Source organism: Labilibacter marinus, assembly GCF_001659685.2.
Classification (GTDB): Bacteria; Bacteroidota; Bacteroidia; order Bacteroidales; family Marinilabiliaceae; genus Saccharicrinis; species Saccharicrinis marinus.
The window spans coordinates 122,667-144,710 of record NZ_LXYE02000010.1 but is presented as its reverse complement, the minus strand read 5'-3'; the positions used below and the strand labels follow the sequence as shown (position 1 = coordinate 144,710).

At 35.0% G+C, this 22,044-nt stretch carries 16 protein-coding genes; 6 read left to right on the top strand and 10 right to left on the bottom strand.

The features are described from left to right. Positions 1–36: 36 nt before the first annotated feature. From A8L32_RS04880 to A8L32_RS04840, 9 genes are all read right to left on the bottom strand, one after another. Positions 37–1,284: a DUF4302 domain-containing protein gene (locus tag A8L32_RS04880; protein ID WP_066628281.1), complete on the bottom strand. Its 1,248-nt coding sequence runs from the start codon at positions 1,282–1,284 to the stop codon at positions 37–39. A 2-nt stretch (positions 1,285–1,286) separates the two neighbouring features. Then, positions 1,287–2,189, bottom strand: a complete 903-nt coding sequence (locus A8L32_RS04875) for a zinc-binding metallopeptidase (protein ID WP_066628280.1) — start codon at positions 2,187–2,189, stop codon at positions 1,287–1,289. A gap of 21 nt (positions 2,190–2,210) precedes the next feature. Further along, entirely contained in the window at positions 2,211–3,767 is a 1,557-nt protein-coding gene (locus A8L32_RS04870; RefSeq protein WP_066628279.1) for a RagB/SusD family nutrient uptake outer membrane protein, read from the bottom strand. A gap of 79 nt (positions 3,768–3,846) precedes the next feature. Beyond that, complete coding sequence (locus A8L32_RS04865; RefSeq protein ID WP_083631187.1) at positions 3,847–7,500, bottom strand: SusC/RagA family TonB-linked outer membrane protein; 3,654 nt, start codon at positions 7,498–7,500, stop codon at positions 3,847–3,849. 36 nt (positions 7,501–7,536) lie between these two features. Continuing rightward, positions 7,537–8,700, bottom strand: a complete 1,164-nt coding sequence (locus tag A8L32_RS04860; protein ID WP_083631186.1) for a FecR family protein — start codon at positions 8,698–8,700, stop codon at positions 7,537–7,539. A 92-nt stretch (positions 8,701–8,792) separates the two neighbouring features. Continuing rightward, positions 8,793–9,365 (bottom strand): RNA polymerase sigma factor, encoded by a 573-nt coding sequence (locus A8L32_RS04855; RefSeq protein WP_066628277.1) that lies wholly within the window; start codon positions 9,363–9,365, stop codon positions 8,793–8,795. Positions 9,366–9,633: 268 nt separating this feature from the next. Continuing rightward, positions 9,634–10,458, bottom strand: a complete 825-nt coding sequence (locus A8L32_RS04850; protein WP_066628274.1) for a DUF3108 domain-containing protein — start codon at positions 10,456–10,458, stop codon at positions 9,634–9,636. Positions 10,459–10,461: 3 nt separating this feature from the next. After that, positions 10,462–10,773 (bottom strand): MTH1187 family thiamine-binding protein, encoded by a 312-nt coding sequence (locus A8L32_RS04845; protein ID WP_066628271.1) that lies wholly within the window; start codon positions 10,771–10,773, stop codon positions 10,462–10,464. Positions 10,774–10,851: 78 nt separating this feature from the next. Continuing rightward, positions 10,852–12,654, bottom strand: a complete 1,803-nt coding sequence (locus tag A8L32_RS04840) for an Ig-like domain-containing protein (RefSeq protein ID WP_066628263.1) — start codon at positions 12,652–12,654, stop codon at positions 10,852–10,854. 302 nt (positions 12,655–12,956) lie between these two features. Between A8L32_RS04840 and A8L32_RS04835 the strand changes: the two genes are divergently transcribed. From A8L32_RS04835 to pdxA, 6 genes are all read left to right on the top strand, one after another. Continuing rightward, positions 12,957–13,853, top strand: coding sequence for a hypothetical protein (locus A8L32_RS04835; RefSeq protein ID WP_066628260.1), 897 nt, complete (start codon positions 12,957–12,959; stop codon positions 13,851–13,853). A gap of 93 nt (positions 13,854–13,946) precedes the next feature. Continuing rightward, the gene (locus A8L32_RS04830; RefSeq protein WP_075590192.1) at positions 13,947–15,131 is read left to right on the top strand and encodes a lytic transglycosylase domain-containing protein; all 1,185 of its coding nucleotides are present in this window, start codon (positions 13,947–13,949) and stop codon (positions 15,129–15,131) included. A gap of 52 nt (positions 15,132–15,183) precedes the next feature. Beyond that, a complete protein-coding gene (locus tag A8L32_RS04825; protein WP_066628256.1) occupies positions 15,184–16,182 on the top strand; it encodes a DUF4837 family protein in 999 nt (332 codons plus the stop codon). Beyond that, the gene (locus A8L32_RS04820) at positions 16,182–16,583 is read left to right on the top strand and encodes a hypothetical protein (protein ID WP_066628254.1); all 402 of its coding nucleotides are present in this window, start codon (positions 16,182–16,184) and stop codon (positions 16,581–16,583) included. The genes A8L32_RS04825 and A8L32_RS04820 overlap by 1 nt, the downstream gene beginning before the upstream one ends. Before the next feature lie 89 nt (positions 16,584–16,672). Next, positions 16,673–18,109, top strand: a complete 1,437-nt coding sequence (locus A8L32_RS04815) for a leucyl aminopeptidase family protein (protein WP_066628252.1) — start codon at positions 16,673–16,675, stop codon at positions 18,107–18,109. 115 nt (positions 18,110–18,224) lie between these two features. Further along, positions 18,225–19,331, top strand: a complete 1,107-nt coding sequence (pdxA, locus tag A8L32_RS04810; protein WP_066628248.1) for a 4-hydroxythreonine-4-phosphate dehydrogenase PdxA — start codon at positions 18,225–18,227, stop codon at positions 19,329–19,331. A 51-nt stretch (positions 19,332–19,382) separates the two neighbouring features. On the opposite strand, the gene A8L32_RS04805 is transcribed toward pdxA, so the two are convergent. Then, complete coding sequence (locus tag A8L32_RS04805) at positions 19,383–21,989, bottom strand: PocR ligand-binding domain-containing protein (protein WP_066628245.1); 2,607 nt, start codon at positions 21,987–21,989, stop codon at positions 19,383–19,385. Between the last annotated feature and the right edge of the window lie 55 nt (positions 21,990–22,044).

The following is a 22,044-nucleotide window of genomic DNA, read 5'->3' as shown; positions in this document are numbered from 1 at the left end:
GATTTGGGAATCATATCAATCATAACTTAGATCGTTTTATTCATTTAAAACAAACCAAACATCAGGATTATTTACACTTACTAGTTTAACCTGAGTCGGATTATTTACATCATCAATTTCTACTTCGTATGGAGAATTATCTGCAATTACATCAACCATACCAACTAGATGCTTATACCATCTCCAATTGAATCCTTCAGAGACCTTTACAATATCAATATAATCTGGTTGCCCATTAACACCATTAAAACCTAAATTATAGTGTGATCTATATGGACCAGGGAATGAAAAGAAAGATATACCATACTCACTTCTAGAGGCACTAGCCTCACCAATTATCATGACAGGCGAAAGCTGCTCTCCCCATTGAGCTTCATTATTTGCATATATTTGCTCCCAATTACTTAAAATAACATCTGACCTGTTTTCTGCTATAGCAACATTCAACACCCATGCTTTTTCCTTTAAATCGATTGGAGGTATAACAATATCGAAATACATATCTCCTGTAGTAGAAATAAGTTTCTTGTTTTCCATATCTAAAGTAAAATCCTTTACGGACTCACCTAATATTTCAACTTCTTCATAAAAAGACACCCCAGTATCTGTAATTATATAAGGAATTTTTACAGAAACTATTTCCTCATCCTCTTCATAGCTAAATGAGAAATTTCTATTCGCCTCAAATACAGAAATCTCTTGGCCTGCGATGTTTGCAACAAAAGATCCTTTGCTTAAATAGTTAACATTTGTTTTTACCTTTGTTAGATACGCTTGAGGTGGTTCATTCAGCTTTATTAACTGCATATTATTACCTGTCTTTGTTCCTCTCAGCTGAATCATATCATCGCTATCTGAAATTAACAGAAACTCATAGTCTCCTCCTTTTGCATTATACTCAGCCGAAGATGGTGTAGCAAAATAATGCATAAATCCATTGTAAGTGTTAAATGTTAAAACGGGTCCTCCATACGACTTTACATCATATAAAGACTCTTGAGAGGTGTTTAAATCAGTAACAGCTTCAAACCAAACAGAAACACTATCATTTTCATCAAAATCAACTACATATGTATATCCTCCATACTTTTGATTATCATCTGGAAAATACTGAAAAATCCACCCTTGCTCACTAGCATTAAGCGCTTCTGTAAATTGCTCTAAAGCCTCTATTTTTCTTTCGGATGCAGTTTCTTCAAAAAGCATATCTGCATCATCATTACATGATATTGCAACAACACTTAAAACGAAAGATACTAACGCTAAATATATATTCTTTTTCATATTTATTCTTCTATTTTAATGTTATCAAGATCCTGTTCATCTAATTCGTCAGCACGCTTCTGAATGGCAGCTCTTAACTCATCAATATCAATATCCCATGATTGACTGAGGTACGAACTTACTATAGCCATTTTCGCTTCAATAACAGCTCTACCTTTTGCACCATCTTTTGCTGCAGCCACCATTTTTTCTTCCCACACTTCAGGAGTGTTCGTTATGTAATGTGCAATTAACTCAACAAAATCTTCATCAGCCTCTTTACTAGAGTAATCACTAATGAACCCTGCTTCAAGCGAAGATTTATCCTCCCAAGCATCATTCCAAGATCCACCTACATATTCAGTTGCAGATATTCTATCAAAATCAGTGGTATAATCCTTGGTCTGATGTAAAATATGAGAGAATTCATGGAAGATAGTTCTAAAATAAAACTCATATAATCTATCAATATCAGTTACATCCAGATTATTAATATCGTATAGAGTTATCTTAAGTCCTCCCTCAGCGGTACCTAAAACTACTGTACCATTATTTCTATAAGCCCCAGAACCTACCATCATCATCATTTTTGGAAAGTAAGCTTCTAGAAAATTATCTGGCGCAACCTCCTCGTAAGCATCTAAACACAGATACTTAACTAGATTAGCCATTCTAATGGAATTTTCATAAACCGCAGGAACTAATTGATAGTTCAAGTCCGATTCAACATCCTCAAACTTATATAAAAACCTAATGTTATAAGGTTTAACAAGAATATGATTCAAATACTTATCAAAATCGTTTGCTTTTCCTTGCTCTACAGAAATTACACTAATACTAGTATCTATACCTTCTTCTTCAGAACAAGCTCCTAAAATGACTGATATCGCAAAGATGATCAGCCCGTATAATATTTTATTTTTCATCATTAATCAGTTATACGTTTATTACTTACGAGGATTGGCTTCGATTCCAGCAGCGATAACATCTTGTGGAATTTGCAAAGCTCTTCGTTTATCATCTTTTACTAATATATCTAATACTTTTACAGAACCATCAGATTGAACTTGATGACGAGGAACCTCAATACCATAACGTTTTACATCAAACCAACGTAATCCTTCATGTAAAGTAAGAACTCGTCTGCATTGCAATACATAATGAATCAGATTTTCTTTTAATCCAGCTTCCACTGTGAATCCTGGGTGTAGAACTTTTTTAGTGGTAGTTGTTTCAGGAGTTGAATACGCTATACTATTATAAAACGCATCAATTTCATCCAATGTAGTTTCTGCACCTTTATAAAATGCCCTAGTCCATATATTCAAATCGGCTAATGCTTCTGAATTTTTATTCAACATTACATTGGCTTCTGCTCGCACTAGCAATACTTCATCTGTAGTAAATGGTACAGACACTGTTTTACGGTATCCTACCTGAGCAACAGGATCTGTATACTCAAAGAAATAAGCCATCTTATAAAATAATGTTTTATCAAGATTGGATCCTGAATAAACAAAAGGTGCAAATTCGTAATTACTTCGAGCAATTCCTCCTGTTGCCCAAGGTGTTGCAGCCCATAAGGTTTGTAAACTAGCAATTCTTGCAGGGTGATTGTAACGAGAACCATAATAATACGCTCCAAAATACAAACCAACCGAAGAAGTAGAAGCTGTGGCTAATAAATTAGCCCTATCATCCACATATGCTCTAGAAACAACTTCCGGATCCTGTGGTAATTGACCTAGTGCATTCCAGTTTCTAATACTCGATGCTGGATTTGCTCCTAAAGCAAGAGTTGCATATTCTGCCGCCTTTTCCCAATTTTCGTAATATAGATTAAAACGAGCCGCAAAACCATAGGCAGCTTTAACCGTAAAGTGATATGAAGCAATTTCGTACATATCATCACTAATTAAAGGAAGCGCAGCTTCAATATCCCTACTTATCTTTTCATAAGTCTCCTTAACCGTACCTCTTTCGTATTGCGGATTTAAGGTAGTTTCCGACTCTTCCATATAGGTTATACCTAAATCCGTTGAACTCGTCGCAGAATTATAATGCTGGCTAAAAATATTTACCAATACAAAATGAGCATAAGCACGAGTAATAAGCGCCTCTCCCTTTTCTGCCAACAATTCTTCTTCTCCTAATTTTTCAATGGCATTTAAGGCTTCATTTGAATGTGCAATAGCCCCATAGCATCCTTCCCAAACAGTTTTTAAATCATCATTGTCCGTTTCTGTAACATCTACCCAACTAGCTAACTGTTCGTGAAAACGTGTTGTATTAGGGTTAGATTCTCCAGTATCTTCAATGTTATCTGATGATAGTTCACACGCTAAGGTTGGGTTACCACTAGGATAAGCCGAAACAAGAAGTTTCCTTATCTTAATTTGACTATCTACTTCTGCTCTATTATCAGGTGTTTCATCTAAATAATCTTCACATGAAACAGCTAACAAGGCCAGCAGTACGATATATAATATTTTAATTTTCTTCATTTGTAAATATTTTATTCTTTAAACAATGCGACATACACCTCATTGTATAAAAGACATGAATACCAATTTAATGCACTAATTATAAACTTAATTTTAATGTAAAAGTAAATTGCTTAGGCACTGGTGTTGCAACACCTCCCGTATTAAAAAACTCAGGATCCTGTCCGTTTAGTTTTTTATCAGAATAAATTAAGAACAAATTGGTAGCCTGCACCCTAAGCGATAAAGCATTTACTCCTAAGGCACTAGTTAATTGAGGAGAAAAATCATATCCAAACGAGATTTCTTTCATTCTTATAAAGTCTCCTTTTGCAATCCTAGCTGATGAGTAATTATAAGCGTTGTATGCAGTTGACAAATCGCTAGCTCCAATATTATTCTCTTGTCTAACAGTAGCTATAACAGGAACATCCGTATACTTTTCATCACCTGGCCTTACCCAACGATTTTTGAATTCACGTGGTAAAGCTGCTAAATCTGAATACGAACTGCTAAATATAGGATCTAATCGTACCACATTACCAAAAGCATATGTCATAAACACATTTAAGTTAAACCCTTTGTAACTAAATGTATTGTTTAAACTTCCTATATCCGTTGGGTCAGCCGATCCTGAATACTCAAGAAAATCTAAATTTTCGCGTTCCTGAAAATAAATATCACTCACAGTAACATCTCCATTCTGGTTTAAGAAAGTAGGTAAACCTTCATCATTTAATCCTTCAAATGGGATAGAGAAAATAGATCTTACTGGATAACCTTCTTTTGCAAAACCATTGCCGCTTACCATATCAATAACCCTAGAGGTTGTTTGCAAATCTGTCACCTCATTTTTCACCTTAGAATACACAAAGCTAGTACTCCATTTAAAATCTTGTGTTTTAATATTTAAAGACGATAATGAGAATTCATACCCATTCGATTTCATGGAGGCCACATTACCATACTTTTCAACTTCTCCTCCTAAACCTTGAGTAGTAATAATACCTATTAGGTCAAAGTTATCTCGTTGATAAATATCAAATGTTGTATTGATTCTATTACCAACAAAACCAACTTCTGCACCAAAGTTAATTTCATGTTTCTTTTCGTATGTTAACTCACTATTTTCTAGCGACTCGATATACAAAGCACTTTCTTTAACCCCGGCAGTCGGTCTCCATGGCGTTCTACTGCGTATATCAACCAAAGAGTTGGTTACATTATACGGACCTCTATCCGCTGTTAAACTATACGATGCCTTAAGGGTTAAGTGCGAAATTGCAGGAGTCCATCTTTGAAAGAAGTTTTCTTCATGGGCATTCCACGCTCCTGATACATTCCAAGTAGGTAACCAACGAGCACTTTTTGATTTTCCTAACTTATTAGATCCCTCATACCTTAAAGTTCCATTAACAATATATTTTCCTCTAAACGAATAGGTTGTATTTCCAAAGAAAGCTAAATTACGATACCTTGTATTACTTAACTCATAATAAAGATTATTCTCCTCTATACCTTTTTTAAACAGTTCATACGTATAAAAAGGAGTTTCTCCCATAGAATACTGCATCCCCCAACCCGTATTTCTGGTTTTTTTACGATCTGCCGAGTTCATTTCCATACCTCCATACATATTTAAAATATGTGTATCATTAAACACATCTTTATACGACGCGGTTGTACGAAGGTCATATCCTAACATAGAGTAATCGGTACGGGTATAAATACCTCCCTGAGGTAGAACTGTAACAGGCAATGCATAAGGATCATCTGGGTTAGTATATAGAAATGCATTTCTATCTCTAATAGTTGTATTACCTGCTGCCCTGTAAGCTTGAGCCTGATTTGAAAACTCGGTTACCTTATGTTCTTGAGAAGTAGATGAATATTTAACTGCTCCTAAAGCACTTAACTCTAGTTTAGATAAAGGTTTCCACTTTAATTCCGATTGAAATTTAACATCTACCACATTTAAATCAATATGATTTTCTTCCAATTCCTCTTTAATATTAAAGGGTGCATAGTTTCTGGTATAATAAAGATCAGGATCGAGCGTTCTAGATGAATTAAGTGCAAACGAAAATGGGTTAATATCAAAATCTCGCTTTACTTCTCCAGTTACAGCATCAACATCTTGAGATAATGTTCCTGGTGCTTTTTGCTTTCTATAAGAGGCATTACTTATCGTTGTAAGGTTTAAATTATCACGAATTTTAAAGTTGGTATTAAAATTTGCAGTATAACGATTTACCTTACTTTCTTTTGTCCAACCCGGATCTACTAAAGCACTAACAGAAGCATAGTAACTAGACTTTTCGGTACCCGACGACATACTTACAGAATGGTTCTGCATTACATTTGAATTGAATAATTCCTCAAACCAATCTGTATTTCTGTATTCTGCCTGTCGTAAATATCCAGCCATCGCTTCCTGCGTATGCGCTAGAGAAAAATTACCATTGGCATCTAGCTTATTGAGCTGTTGATACATTCTTCCATAAACACCACTTTCTGCCGCATTGGCAATATCTGCGTAGTTTAGCCAACCTCCCTCTCGCATTTCTTCATAAACAGACATTTGCTCTTGCGAGTTCATGATATTGTAATCATTATATGAAGGCTTTAATCTATATGTATACTCGCCGGTATAAGAAATGCGGCTAACTCCAGCTTTTCCTCTTTTAGTGGTAATTACAATTACCCCTGCCATTGCGCGAGCTCCATAAATAGAAGTTGCAGAACCATCCTTCAAAATGTCAAAGCTTTCAATATCATCTGCATTTAATCCTGCTATTGCAGAACTAATAAGTGTTTTTGCATCTCCAGATGAAAGATCATCAGAACTCATCTCAACTACATCTTCCATTATAATTCCATCCACTACCCATAGTGGCTTTGAACTTCCATAAATAGAAGTAGCACCCCTCACTCTAATCTTTGGAGCCGTACCAAAAGTACCAGATACGTTTTGTACTGACACCCCTGCAGCTCGCCCTTCCAGACTTCGACTTACATCAGCAATACCAGCTAACTTTGCATCCTCTGCTTTAATTCTTTGACTCGCTCCTGTAAATAGTCGCTTATCCGTAGTAACCATACCTGTAACTACAACTTCGTCTAAACTCGTTAAGTCAGAAACCAAAGTTACATCAACCTCTTGTCGGTTTGCCACATCAATCTCCTGTGTTTTCATACCAATGTATGAAATCACTAATGTAGTATTGTCTGCAGGTACATTAATTTGGAAAACACCATCAATATTTGTAACGGTTCCTATTTGTGTTCCCTTAACCATAACAGCCACTCCTGGTAGAGTAATACCTTCAGTATCCACAATTCTACCTTTCACGGTTTTTGTTTCTTGCGAACCATCAACAATTTCGACATGATTTTTAGGTTTAATAACGATATAATCGTCTTTAAGCTCATAATCTAAAGCTTGATCTTTTAATACATGTTGCATTAAATCATTAAGCTCCATACTACCCTTAGGCACGCTAACAACATGGTTCTTGTCTAACTTGTTGTTGTTGTAAATAACTGTTAATCCTGTTTGCGTTTTTAATTCTTCAAACAAGTTTTCTACAGTCCAACTTCCTTTTTTAATAAGTACATTTCCTTGTGCAACAGCAAAAGCTGAAACATTAACAATCAACAATATAACAATGATTGTAAACAATCGAATTGGGATGTACTTTTCCCAATACCTACTCTCGGGGAGAGTAAGCTTACTTTTAAAAAGCTTCTTCATTGGCTAGTTTTAAATTATATAGTTATTAAATCAATTTTACTTCTGCGAAATAATAATTTGGGATTCTTGGTACTGAAAACTAAGGTTGGTTGTTTTCTCCAGTACCTTTATAAAATATTCTATATCATGATCTTTACGTATCATACCCGTAAAGCGCTGAGCTGACACATGTTCATTTTCAAATATAAACTCTACTTCAAACCATTTCGTTAATCTAAGAGACATGTCCTTTAACGACATATCATGAAACTCAAACACGCCTTCTTTCCAAGAAATAAAGTGATATGGATTTACACTTTTAATCTTATACCCCTCTTCATTTTGTACAAATTGCTCCCCTGGCTTAATTTTATGTAAATGCCCATTTACATTCACACCAACTTTACCTTCTACTAAAGTCACTGCACTTTCGTATTCATGTTTATAACTATAAACATTAAACTTTGTCCCTGTTACCTGCACAACAGAATGATGGGTTTTAATATAAAATGGATTTTCAACATCCGATCTTACTTCAAAATATGCTTCACCAGTTAATTTTACTTCTCTCTTACCATCAACAAAATAGTTTGGAAACGAAAGCTCGGAGCAGGCATTCATCCATATTTGAGTACTATCAGATAGTACAACGTAATAATCTTTACCTTTTGGCACCTTAATAGTACTCCAATGTTGTTCTATCTTATTATTGTTTTCATCATCCTTAGCAAGAACCCTTAGATTACTTCTATTTCCTACAATTTTTAAATCCTGCTTATTAAGACTAATATCATTTTCAGACAAATCATAGGTTTTATCTCCTTGCTCTAAAACAACAGAACTCAACACTTCTTTACCCATTTTTTTCATAAGCTTTGAATCTGCTACATACGGGCTAGTCATTGTTTCACCTGCAACTAAAAACCACAAACCTGTACCTAAACCAACTAATAATATTGCACTCGCGGCAATTTTTAACTGTGTGAAACGATCTGAAAAACGACTTTTATTAATATAATACGGCTCTTCACTTAAGCTCTTCTTATATGATTCGTCTGCACTAAAAGCATTCGCCCAATGTTGTTGCAACCAACTCTCCACTTCTTCATCCTGATCAAAGCTTTCAACAAAATTCTCAAGTTCTTCGAATTCATTTTTCCTAACCCTATTGGAGCCAACAATTCTTTTTATTTTATTTAATATTGACATAAAATGCTTCATACAATTAATTAATACGCACAAGAGAGTATGTTCCGTGAATCGAAACTTACTTTTTTTCTATTTTTTTTATCATACAGGGTATTTGCTTAAGGTTATAAGCAAAAAATAAAGGAAGAAAAACGAACAAACCCCTCTTTTAAGAAACCAAGCGCTTTGCGAATATGAGTATCTACAGTGTTTTCAGAAATATTCATCAGCAGCGAAATTTCCTTATATGTTTTCCCTTGGAATCGACTTAACTCAAAGGCGGTTCTTCTTTTTTCGGGCAACATTCCAATCAACTGCCTTATTACTTTATCCGTTTCTCTATAGTTAACTATCTCCTCTAACTGATTACTTTCGAAGGAATTTTCAAGAATTATTGATTCAATGTACTTTTTTTGGCTTAATACCTTACGTAGAAAATCCTTTATTTGATTTTTAGCAATAGTAAACACAAACGATTCAAAAGACTTATCTAGATCTATATCTTGATGGGACTTCCACAATTTCAAGAAAGTTTCTTGTACAATTTCTTCCGAATCTTCCGAATTAGATAAAGCATATTTTACAAATCGAAACAAGCGAGCATAAAGAAGCTCATAGATGCCTTTAAAAGCATCTTCATCGCCATTCTTTAAAGCCGCTATAAGGCTTGGATCAATTTGTAATTTATCTTGAGTCATAGAAAAATATACCTAGCACTCGCAAAAGTACTTTTAAACAAAAGGTTTAAATATTCGGGATTTTGATAAAAAAATAACCCTTAATGGGTTTAATGTTGTTGAGACAACATTATTAATATAGAATATTCATTGATATATTCCTGCAGCAAATTAAGCATTTTAATTTTACACCCCCAAATAATTAAGCTAGGATAGATATATTATCAATTTATTTTTTGACAAACCCACCATTCTTAACACCTAGCAGCAATATTTCAACAACAAGCAATTACTCTTTTACCTCAGCAGTAATTGGATTCAAAAGTCCTACAGCATCCACAAAAACAGCTTTAACTGAGCCCACCAATACTTTTGCCTCCACAACAATAGGAACCCGAGCTTCGTCATTGGTAACCCAAACGGTCATATCTTCGCCAGATTCAAAGATGGTACCTGCTACCAGAAGAGGAGAAAACTTTAAACATTTAAAACTTCGCCCGTCTCTATTTTTAATGATTTCTTTGCCCAAATATCGGATATATAAATCATGAATTTTATTATCCACAATCATTCGAATAGGTATTTTCTCGTTGACTTGATATTTTGAATAATCGATATTGCGTGCCTTATAAACCATTGTCAGCAAATCGGAAGTACAATCTTTTAAGGTGATGACACTATCTTTATAAAGACCAACTTCTCCTTTTTTAGTTTTGGTCTGCACCAAGCTATCTTTATAGTTAAACCAATATTGATGATGACCAACTGTACTTCCTTCTTTAGTTACTCGATTAAAATGCAATGGCTCAAACCTATCCTTATCCACGTAAACCTCAAAGGTATCACGAACCTTCATAAACTTATCGTAACCACTATAGGTCCGTCCATAAGCCGATAAAAACCAGGCATCAGATTCCTCATACTGGGCTTCTTTTACAGAAAAATGGACGATGCCAGCATTTATCCAGATAAAATGCCAGTTATAATAAGCATGATAAGTAACAACTTCCCCACTCCTAAAAGTAGAATTCTCTATATTACACTGGGCATTTATTGATTGAATACCAATATATAAAAGCAATACAGCAAAGAAAGTCTTATAGATAATAGACATCGATTACGAATTAACCTTACCTATTTTATTCTCGATAGAATCAATTTTCGATTTCATACGCCCAAGTTCACCTTTTCTGGCATCAATAGTAATGGTGGTATAAATACGGTCGTGGTCCTTTTCTAACAAAGCATAAGCCCCGTTTATAATATCCATAGCTTCTGGCATCGTATCTGTTTCAATGGTTGTACCCATTGGCCCAAGCTGATATGTTACACCGCTATTTTTTATAAAATCGATTACCCTGCTAACTGGTGCACTTTTACTCACACCAGCATCTGTTGGGAACATAGCAAAATTTACAAGTACGGACATATTACAATCGTTTATTGGTTATTAATCATTGGTCAATAATACCAAACAAGTTATTTATTGACACGTGACAACTAACTATTAATTTTCTTCTCTTTTCTTAGGCTTACGATTTTTCTCTACAAAATCATATATATCAAACTCCTCCAGCTTCCATTCCACTACATGATCCCATGTTGCTCTTAAATCTATCTTACCCGGATAATAAAAAACTTGTTCTGGTTGAATCTTCAGTTCATAATTACCAGTATCCCACTTCTCATTCATATTTTTATCCATTACCAGCTTTATTTTATAGGCTCCTGGATTTAAATTTTGGAAAGCTAACTTACCTGAAGTTGGAACATATTTCTGTCTGATTATTTCATCCGAATTATTGAGCAATTGAATCAACCACTCATCTCCGCCATGGCCAATATTTAAGAGAATCATTCCGTAGGAATCAAGGTCTTTAACTGTAAATTGTTTACCAATGGAATCACACTTCAATCCATACACATCTTCTATGGAGGCCGAATCTATCACTAAAGTGTATTTTGCTCCTGGTGTCCACTTTGTTTTTACAGAATAACGACGCTTAAATGCAGAATCCTGCACAAATGTATAGTCTCTTTTTTCCATTAAAGTATCAACCTGCTCAAACAATTGCATACCCTCCTGATTGAAGGATTTTATCGGAGTTGGCATAATAAAATTAAAACTACCATACACATCAACACCACTTGAAGACTTACCCATTTGTAAAGTCGGCACAACCTTCTTTTTCTTCTTTTTACTCCTTCTGGTTTCTCGCTGTGGAGGCAACTTAAAATGATACATTCTTACCGTATCGTTTATTAATGCAGGATTATCCAAGGTATCTAAACCCATATAGCTATAAGCCATTTTTAAAGTGTCCCTTCTGTACAACGCACTATCTGTTATCCAAATAAACATGGTATCATTCTTAGACGAAGGTTCCAAAATGGCCCAATCCTCAGTAACAGGCGTTTCTGTAATAGGTTCTATATTGAATTCTTCTAAAGGCAAATTAAAGTAAAAAGCCATGGTATTTGAATCCTTGCGCTCTTCACCCATTGAATACTGCTCAGTTTCTTCTTCCTTAAACATGAATAGTTTCAAATCATTGGGAGAATAAACCAATTCCTCTCTAAAAACTACTGAATCCGGCGTAATACTATCAGGCATTTCAACATATTCCATCGATGGAGAAATAATTGTATCAATCCAAGCAATATGCTCACCAGGCTGATCGAACATATAATTCCTGTTTCCATCTTCAATGGCGTAAACCCTATACTCCCCAGGACTCAGGTTTCGCAAAGCAAAATGCCCTGTATTATCCGTTTTAGCCAGTCGAACAGGAATATCGTGTGTAAATGCCGTATCGTTAAGGTTTTTATGCGCCAAAACTATAGCACCTTCAATAGGTGCCAAGTCAAGTGCTTCCCAAACATTTCCTAGTATGGCAAATGAATCAACCACCTCACCCGTAGAAAAAGAAAAAACGAAGGATTCCAACGCATTACCTTCATTGTTATCGGTAATTGCATCGGCAAAATCTAAAGTGTAAGTTGCATTATCTTGAAGCACTTCGTCTTCATCAAACCTAACACTTAATTTATTAGCTCTAGCTTCAATCTTAGGTCGCTTTTTTAAAGGAGGAGAAACTACAAACTTCTGATTAACATCTTTCAGCTTAATGATTTCATCGAACTCAATAATTACTTTATCCTCTTTATAGTTTAGAGCATTAGCGGGTGGTGTAGATTTTTTTACAACAGGAACACTTTCATCTTTAGGACCTCCTGTTGGGTAACCTGGGTTAGCGCACGAATAAATAAGCATAAATAATGCTGCAAGGGCTAATATATAATTTCGCATTTAAATAAAATATCTTAGTTCAACACTTCGTTAACATTTATAATCATCAAATTTTTAATTGATTAAACACTCAAAAATACATCCTATTAAAAGATTATCTTAAGAATTTTATTAATCACATAAATAACGAACAATTATAAACTAACGAGCTATTATTAGTTTAATCAATACGCAAATTTAATTCAATTATATGTTACTCCTCTTAAATGAGGAAAATAATATGATATTATTGCTACCGAATTATAAGTAATACTCTAAAAATTCTAAATTTGTCATCAAAATAAAATCGCACACCTTATAATATGAGCACAACAGAAACAAATAAACCACATAAATCGCACCAAACTACTATTATTGTCGGTGCAGTATCCTTAATAGTAATTATTGTATTAGGCTACCTTTATTACCAAAACAAAACTCAAATGCAAGTTATGGTAGATGAAATGGTAGAAGAAAAAGACATGCTAACGACTGAGTTTGAAACTTTAATATTGGATTATGACTCTCTTCAAACCAATAGCGATACTTTAAATACCATGCTTGAGATGGAGCGTGAAAAAATTTCACAACTGATAGAGGAAATACAAACCATTAAGGCAACTAACTCATCTAAAATACGAGAGTTTAAAAAAGAACTTACCTCATTACGTAAAGTGTTAAAAAACTATGTGGTACAAATTGACTCACTGAATCAATCCAATAAAGCATTACAAGAAGAAAACAAGCAATATCGACGGAAGGTAAACAACATGGAGAACACCTACCATGAACTCGAAGAGGTAAAAGAAGAACTAGTGAAAAAAGTTAAAATCGCCTCTAAACTAGAGACTTTTAATATGGAAGCCTCTGGTTTAAATTCAAAAGGACGAGAAACTACCAGAAGCTCTAGAGTAAGTAAAATTAGAATATGCTTTTCCATTCAAAAAAACATTACTGCCGAAATAGGAGAAAAAATTGTATTCTTAAGAATATTACGTCCTGATGGAGCTTTACTTTACCATAGTAAACAAGATCTGTTTAAATACGAAAGCCAAGAAATAAACTACTCTTCAAAACGAACGATTGAATATGGTGGTGAAGAACTAGATGTTTGTATTTTCTATGATGTTGATGCAGGAGAACTCACTGAAGGCGAATATATAGCAGATATTTTTGCGGATGGCAGAAATATTGGAACAATGACCTTTAAATTAAAGTAGAAAGGTAAGTCTTAGGAGAATTTCAATTTGCTTTTTTCGATTTGCTAAAACGAATCACTTCAAAAAAGGAATTGACAAATAAAGGATATACAGATGAAGTTAAACTTCCGAATTGCATATTTAAAGCCAATGTTGACTACTCTGTTTCTGGGTATAACGCTTTTTGTTTGCGCACAAGACAATAGTATTCCTCAGTTTCCTGAATGGATGATTGAAAAACGGATGAAGGCGTTGAATTACAAAACGCCCATTCAGCTGGACTATAACGAAAGCGTACAAGCATATATTGATGTTTATACCGTAAAAAGAAGAGAGCATCTATCCAACATAATCAGTCGTTCTAAACTTTACTTTCCTTTATTTGAAGAATACCTAGATAAATATAACTTGCCGCTAGAGTTAAAATATTTAGCTGTTATTGAATCAGCACTCGACCCGAGAGCTAAATCAAAATCGGGAGCTAAAGGACTTTGGCAATTCTTGTATCATGCGGGTAGCATGTTTGAGCTGGAGGTAACCACCTATGTGGATGAAAGAAGCGACCCTATACTTGCTACTGAAGCAGCCTGCAAATATTTACAATATTTACATCGTATTTTTGGAGACTGGCAACTTGCTTTGGCTGCGTACAATGGTGGTGCTGGAGTGGTTCGAAAAGCCATTGAACGTTCAGGTGGCAAAACCAACTATTGGGAACTAAGACCTTACCTTCCTGCTCAGGTAAAAGGTTATGTACCTGCTTTTATAGCTGCCAACTATGCCATGGAATATCATTCGAATTACGATATTGTTGGAGCAGAAGTAAAATACAACTTTAGCGAATTAGATACCGTTTTTATTCAACACCCTATTTCCTTTAAAAAGATATCGGATGTAGTAGGAATTAGTATGGAAGACCTGTCTTTTTTAAACCCAGTATTCACCAAACAGACTATTCCGGTAAACGATACTCCCGTTCGTTTATTTTTACCTCATAAATATAGTTCCGAGTTTGTAAAAAGCGAACCTCTGTTATATGAGTCTGCAGCAAGAACAATATCTATAACTAAAAACAAAAATGTAACTAAGCATATTCACATCGTTGCAAAAGGTGAATATTTCCATAAAATAGCCATTCAACACGAATGCACTATTCATGATATTATGAAATGGAACGGAATGTCAAATCGAAATCTTCACCCAGGCCAAAAACTAATTATCTGGAAAAAGGAATATCCCGAAAAATTCTTTTTTATTAAAGATGAAGTGGATAACTTGGCAAAACTAAATAAACAATAATTACTCAATTAGATACAAGTAATACTTGTTCACGATAATAGCATATACTAAAATGAGAAATACAATTTACTTTTTACTGACTCTCTTGATTACTTTAAGTGCATGTAAAACCAAACCAAATGCTCACAAACCAAACCCTTCTGGTGCAGCTGGGGTAATGATTATTGTGATGAATGATGCGGTTAAAAAAACTGAAGCGGGTAAAACGCTTTGGGACATGATGGTTCAACCTATGGTTGGCTTGCCGCAAGAAGAACCTATGTTTGACGCATCTGTTATTCCACACAGATCTTTATCTGATTTCATTAAAACATACCGTAATTTAGTGGTGGTTGAAGTAGATCAATCTGTAAAAGAAAATAAAATTAAATACTACAAAGGAACTTGGGCTAAACAACAAGCCTTAGTTAGGATATATGCCAAAGATACAGACAGCATGCTAGAGATGGTTAAAGAAAACGAACTTAAACTAGTAGGTTTCTTTACCAGAGCTGAACGCGATAGATTATCGGCTTATTTTAAAAGCACGTTTAATTCGGAATTAAAGAAAAAAGTGGAGAATAAATTCAAGCATTCTATCAACGTTCCTCTTGATTTTAAATTGAGAAAAGATACCACAGACTTTTTATGGATGTCGCACGAGACGAGTACATCTAGTCTCGGGCTAATGGTGTACTCAGTGGATTATGTTGGAGAAGGTAGCTTTTCGAAAGAGTACTTGCTTAATAAAAGAAATGAGATTTTAAGAAATCAAGTTCCTGGTCCTAGCAAAGGTTCGTATATGACAACAGAGCAAATGTTCCCTGTCAATTATCAGGTAATTAAAACACCAACCGACCCAAATGCAGTTGTACTACGAGGACTTTGGAAAGTGCAAGGAGATATGATGGGAGGTCCTTTTATTAGTATGGCTCATCACGATAAAGCTAGTAACAAGGTAATTGTTACCGAAGGTTATTCTTTTAACCCTGAAAAACCAAAGAAGCGAAATATGGTTCGTCAACTTGAAGCTATTTTATATTCTTATACACCTCTTAAAAAGGATAAATAATGAGTTACCCTGCTACATCTCGAACTGATCTTCAGGAAGCATCTCGTAAAAACGAACTTATTGTAGAAACAGGAAGACAAATTCAAAAAGATTTTGGCGAATTTGGACTTGATATAAGTTTCTCTGGTAATGCAGAATTTTTCTACGACGAACTGTTTGATCAGATGAAAGATCATGTGGCTAATATCATCACTGATAGCCTGGACAGGTTTATGCATTTTTTATATCGTATAGATATCAGCGAGCAACAAATAATGATGTACGAGCGAGAAATGCCCGAGAATAATTACAGTGAAGTTCTTACTGAACTCATTATTCATCGTGAACTTAAAAAGGTTATTACTAGAGATTATTTCAGGACTCAAACCAACAATAACGATAAAAAGCAATTAGATTTTTAGTTATCTTAAAGCAATAACAGTAAAACAATATTCAAAGTCATACTGTTCCCTTTGCAACTAAATAATATATTGCTATCAAATAAATTATTATGCGCCCAATTATAAAAAAAGCTATCGACATAAATCACGAAGGAAATCTTGTTTTTTTAGTAAATGATGTAGCTATATTAAATGATTTTAAATTCTCAGAAGAGGAAATTGAATACATTAAAAGCAAAACCAATAAAGAGCAATCCCTTGTTCATTTAAATAGATTAAGCCAGCAAGTTTTCATCAGATTTACAAGCCAAAGTGGTAACGAAGAGAACGAAAAGATAAGAAAAGATGGTCATGCTATTTTCAAAAAATATAAGTCGGAAGAGGTTGAGAAGTTTGCATTAATTGATACTATTGGAAGTAAAGAACAAACTATTGCCCTAGCCGAAGGTATTGCCTTAAGTGCATACACTTTTGTAAGATATAAAACAGAAAACAAGGATAAAGAATTCGAACTAAGCGAAATAAATGTAGCCAGTGCTGCCGTTACGGGTTGTGAATTAAATGAACTGAATAACGTTATTGAGTCTGTTTACATCACTCGCGATTTAGTCAATGAACCAGTAGACCGATTAAACGCTACTCAATTGAGTGATTTTATCACAGCGCAATCGAAAAAGGATGGCTTTTCAGTGGAAGTGTTTAATAAAGCAAAAATTGAAGCTTTAAAATTCGGCGGACTTATTGGCGTTAACAAAGGAAGCATTGACCCTCCAACATTCTCAGTAATGGAATGGAAACCTGAAAATGCAGTAAATGAAAAGCCTTATGTTTTAGTAGGTAAAGGTGTTGTTTTTGATACTGGTGGCATTAACTTAAAAACGCCTCCAGGCAGCTTAGACACCATGAAGTGTGATATGGGAGGTGCTGCTTCTGTGGTAGGAACAATGGCGGCTATAGCCAAAAACCAACTACCCGTGCACGTGATAGGTTTAGTTCCTGCTACCGATAATAGGCCAGGAGAAAATGCTATAGTGCCTGGAGATATTTTAACCATGCACAATGGGCTAAGTGTAGAAATCATTAATACAGATGCTGAAGGAAGACTAATATTGGCTGATGCTTTAAGTTACGCCAATAAATATGAGCCTGAGTTAGTAATAGATTTAGCAACATTGACTGGTTCGGCGGTAATGGCCATTGGTGAATATGGTACTGTTGCCATGGGTACGGCCGATGATGAGACTTTTAAAACACTTGAAGATACTGGTTTTGAGACTCACGAAAGAGTTGTTAAATTTCCGTTTTGGAGCGATTATGATGAATTGATTAAGTCGGACATTGCAGACATTAAGAACCTTGGAGGACGAGAAGGTGGTTCGATAACGGCAGGTAAATTTTTATCTAAGTTCACCAACCACCCATGGATTCATTTAGACATTGCAGGTCCTTCATTTCACTTATCAGAAAGCAGCTACAGAGGTAAAGGAGGATCAGGAGTTGGCGTTAGATTATTATACCATTTCTTTAAGTCAAAAGTAAAAAATTAAGCATATCAACGTATTGTTTCACAAAAATGGCGATATTTAAAGCCTATCAATAAAGTTGGAGAGCTACAATAGCCTTTAAATTTATGATTTGAGCTTATCAAATTAAATAGAACACATGAGGACAGATAAAATAAGGTTGGGAATTACCCACGGTGATATAAACGGCATTGGATACGAAATTATTTTTAAAGCATTAAGCGACAGCAGAATGTTTGACTTTTGTACACCAATCGTTTATGGTTCTTCTAAAGTGGCAGCTTATCATCGTAAAACATTAAATATTTCAAATTTCAGTTTAAATAATATTAAGCAAGCGGATGAAGCTCATCCTAAACGCGCTAATATTATTAACTGTGCCGATGATAACATTAGAGTAGAATTAGGCAAAGCAACCGCCATGGGTGGAGAAGCTGCCTATGCTGCACTAAAACAAGCATCGGCTGATTTAAAAGAAAATAAAATTGATGTTTTAGTAACGGCTCCAATCCACAAAAAAAACATCCAATCCGACGATTTTAAATTCCCGGGTCACACCGAATATTTAGAATCTGAATTTGGCACCAATGGATCGTTAATGTTGTTAATTAGCGATGTTTTAAAAGTGGGCGTTGTTACAGGACACATTCCATTAAACAAGGTTTCAGAAAGCATTAGCAAGGAAAAAATTGTTGCTAAACTTAAGATATTAAACAAGTCCTTAAAAGAGGATTTTACCATTAGAAAACCTCGTATTGCGGTATTAGGACTAAACCCACATGCTGGTGATGATGGGCTGATGGGAACAGAAGAACAAGACATTATTATTCCTGCTATAGAGGAGGCCAAAAACAAAGGCATCATGGCACTAGGACCATATCCTGCTGATGGACTGTTTGGATCGAATAACCTATCCAAGTTTGATGCTATTTTAGCCATGTATCACGATCAGGGATTAGCTCCTTTTAAAACCATTTCATTTTCATCGGGTGTTAATTTTACGGCAGGACTTCCTATCATAAGAACTTCGCCAGACCATGGTACAGCTTTTGAAATTGCTGGTCAAGGAGAGGCGGATGCAGAATCATTTAGACAAGCTATATATTCGGCCATCGATATTTTCAAGAGTAGAGATCAATATAAAGAAATATCTAAAAATCCACTGAAGTCATACGACATTAGTAAAATGGATGATAAACTAGATGATAGATTACCTAGAGAAGAGAAAGAGAAAGCTTCTGAATAAATAAAGAAGATTTTAAAATATTTAACCGGCTATCGAAAGATGCCGGTTTTTTTATTTAGATAAAATAGTAAATGAAAAACGAGTACCTTTTTCTAACTCCGACTCCAGCCAGATCTTACCTCCTAGCAACTCTACATAAGCTTTTGTAATCGTTAGACCCAAACCAGTACCTCCGCCTCCTTGCGAATTTCTACCCACTTGCCAAAAACGGTTAAAAATTTGCTTCTGGTCCTTATTACTTATACCAATACCTGAATCTTTTACGAAAAATTTAAATTCATTTTCTACTTGATATTGGCACCCAAAGGCAACACACCCCTTCGAAGTGAACTTAACGGCATTACCTATTAAATTAGAAAGTACCTGCTTCAGTTTTATTCTATCTGACTTTAAGAAGACATCATCGGCCAATGGTGATTCAACTTTGAGACAAATACCTTTTTGCTGAGCAATACCACCATAAAACAACGACAGTTCTTCCAACAAATCCTTCAAACTAAAAGCTTCATAATTGGCCTCAATTTGACCTGCCTCAATTTTTGAAATATCAATAATATCGTTAATAATATGCAATAGCTGATTAGAGCTTTCCTGAATGATAGAAATATAGCTGTCCCTATCCTCAGGCGCCAGTTCTGGTCCTTGAATCAATTCAGTAAAACCTACAATACCATTCATTGGTGTTCTTATCTCATGCGACATGTTGGCCAAAAAGGCACTCTTTAGCTGGTCACTCTCCTCTGCTTTTTCTTTGGCTTTGGCCAACCTATTTTCCATACGTTGATGAGCCTTTATTGCTTTAGCCAACTTAAGGTTATTATATGCCAAATTAGAAAGTTCATTAGCCAACACTCGCAGCAAATGCAATGAGCTCTCAAACTCCTTTCTTCCTATTCTTTTTTGCTGATTAAAAGCAGTACTCAAATCTTCGCTTTTCAACCCGAGCTCATTCCCGAATTTCATTACTCTATTGATATCCGCATCATGAGGTAATGCTCGGCCAATCCACCAACTACCTACCAATTCATTATTTACTACAATTGGAGCGGCTGCATCTAAAAATGAACAGCTTAAACAATGTTGCCATTCAGGCTGAAGACTTTCTTGCAATCTTGTATTCAACATTTCGTCGGATAACTTACAGACTTCTAATCCTTTTTTGGTGCTCCTAAATAACTCACAAACCTCATTATTGGTTAAAACGGAAGTAATTTGATTTCCATCTTTATCCAGAATAGCAGAAGCTAAACCTGTTGCATCAGAAAACGCCTTAGCTAACTTTGATAACTGTTCTTTATTTAATAAATCGAGTAATTTAACCTTAGATATTTTTTGCTTAGGCGATAATATCACATCTAACTTAGACTCTAAGCTTTTCTGTTTTTTCAGTAACTCCTCATGTCTTTGCATCTGATCTTTAATGTCTTTAGCACTAACAGCTAAATACATCACACCATCAAATTCAAAGGTTTGAAATGTGAGTTCAACCCGTTCAACACTTCCATCCATCGCTCTAACATCCCATTCACTTACAGGATTTTCTCCCTGAACACTTCTAGAAATCAAGTCTTTTAACTTACGCTCTACAAGCTCAACATTAATATCTTTGGCATAGGATAAATCATATATGCTCTTGCCTAGCACCTCGTGTTTTTTGCCCTTTACCAGAGCAAGTGTTTGATTGTTGCAATCCACCAATATTTCGTCCTTAAAAATGGCAATGGCCCAGGTAGATTCTTCAAATAATAAATTCGCAATGGAGTCTTGAAAATTTTTACGTAAGTCGGAGCGTTGCTTTACTTGTATATTACCTATTAACGAACTAAATAAGCTCAACTGCTCAATCTCATCTGCCGTCCAAGAGCGTTCTTTCGAAACCATATCAATACCAACAAATCCCAGCGTATGGTTTTTCTCTTTAAAAGAAACCAACAGCACAGACTTCACTCCTTCTGTCATCATCCCATTTCGCTCAGCTATAGCAGAATCTGGAATATCCATCATAGTATTGATGCAATATGCTTTGTTATGAAGCAAGTGCCCTCCTACATGGCTAAAATGTACCAGTGGTATATCCTTCCATTCCGAAAAAGGTATTACTCCCTTTTGAGCCCATTGCTGCTTCATAGAAACAAATTGCTCATCATCGGAATAATTAAAAATATAAGCTCTTTCACACTTAAAAAACTTAGCAATCTGCGCCAATGATTCTGCTATTAGATGATCGTATTTATGAAAGGCTAATTCATTCACCCCTTCAATCATACAATTCATCAACTCTAAAAATTTAAATGAAGCATTCTCTTTTCTAGAAATGGAATCACCCTGAATGGTATTTATTTTAAAAATCACTATAGGATCTTCTGTAGTGTATTCTAAAATACAATCCACCATTTTACCATTCAGTTCTATATCACACTCATTACATTGGCCAGGCTGTAGTGGTTTAATTACATCTAATACATGTTTGTTGTATGGTTGTCCATTAAACACATTAAGCTCCTCAAGGTAAATAGACGCCTTACCCGTTTTTATTAATTGTGGAAATACTTGTTTGGCACTTTGGTTGGCATACTTAATTAATCCCGACTCCTTCTCTACTAAGAAAACGGGTTCTAAAGATTCATCAACTATATTTTTCCAATTATGATTATCCACCAAGGCTTTTTAGAGTTTGAACGAAATATGCATGTAGATTAGAATAAAAACAAAA

Excerpts from the sequence above, each read along its gene's own strand:
- A8L32_RS04880 (WP_066628281.1), bottom strand. The coding sequence starts at position 1,284 with ATGAAAAAGAATATATATTTAGCGTTAGTATCTTTCGTTTTAAGTGTT.
- A8L32_RS04875 (WP_066628280.1), bottom strand. The coding sequence starts at position 2,189 with ATGAAAAATAAAATATTATACGGGCTGATCATCTTTGCGATATCAGTC.
- A8L32_RS04870 (WP_066628279.1), bottom strand. The coding sequence starts at position 3,767 with ATGAAGAAAATTAAAATATTATATATCGTACTGCTGGCCTTGTTAGCT.
- A8L32_RS04865 (WP_083631187.1), bottom strand. The coding sequence starts at position 7,500 with ATGAAGAAGCTTTTTAAAAGTAAGCTTACTCTCCCCGAGAGTAGGTAT.
- A8L32_RS04860 (WP_083631186.1), bottom strand. The coding sequence starts at position 8,700 with ATGAAGCATTTTATGTCAATATTAAATAAAATAAAAAGAATTGTTGGC.
- A8L32_RS04855 (WP_066628277.1), bottom strand. The coding sequence starts at position 9,365 with ATGACTCAAGATAAATTACAAATTGATCCAAGCCTTATAGCGGCTTTA.
- A8L32_RS04850 (WP_066628274.1), bottom strand. The coding sequence starts at position 10,458 with ATGTCTATTATCTATAAGACTTTCTTTGCTGTATTGCTTTTATATATT.
- A8L32_RS04845 (WP_066628271.1), bottom strand. The coding sequence starts at position 10,773 with ATGTCCGTACTTGTAAATTTTGCTATGTTCCCAACAGATGCTGGTGTG.
- A8L32_RS04840 (WP_066628263.1), bottom strand. The coding sequence starts at position 12,654 with ATGCGAAATTATATATTAGCCCTTGCAGCATTATTTATGCTTATTTAT.
- A8L32_RS04835 (WP_066628260.1), top strand. The coding sequence starts at position 12,957 with ATGAGCACAACAGAAACAAATAAACCACATAAATCGCACCAAACTACT.
- A8L32_RS04830 (WP_075590192.1), top strand. The coding sequence starts at position 13,947 with ATGAAGTTAAACTTCCGAATTGCATATTTAAAGCCAATGTTGACTACT.
- A8L32_RS04825 (WP_066628256.1), top strand. The coding sequence starts at position 15,184 with ATGAGAAATACAATTTACTTTTTACTGACTCTCTTGATTACTTTAAGT.
- A8L32_RS04820 (WP_066628254.1), top strand. The coding sequence starts at position 16,182 with ATGAGTTACCCTGCTACATCTCGAACTGATCTTCAGGAAGCATCTCGT.
- A8L32_RS04815 (WP_066628252.1), top strand. The coding sequence starts at position 16,673 with ATGCGCCCAATTATAAAAAAAGCTATCGACATAAATCACGAAGGAAAT.
- pdxA (WP_066628248.1), top strand. The coding sequence starts at position 18,225 with ATGAGGACAGATAAAATAAGGTTGGGAATTACCCACGGTGATATAAAC.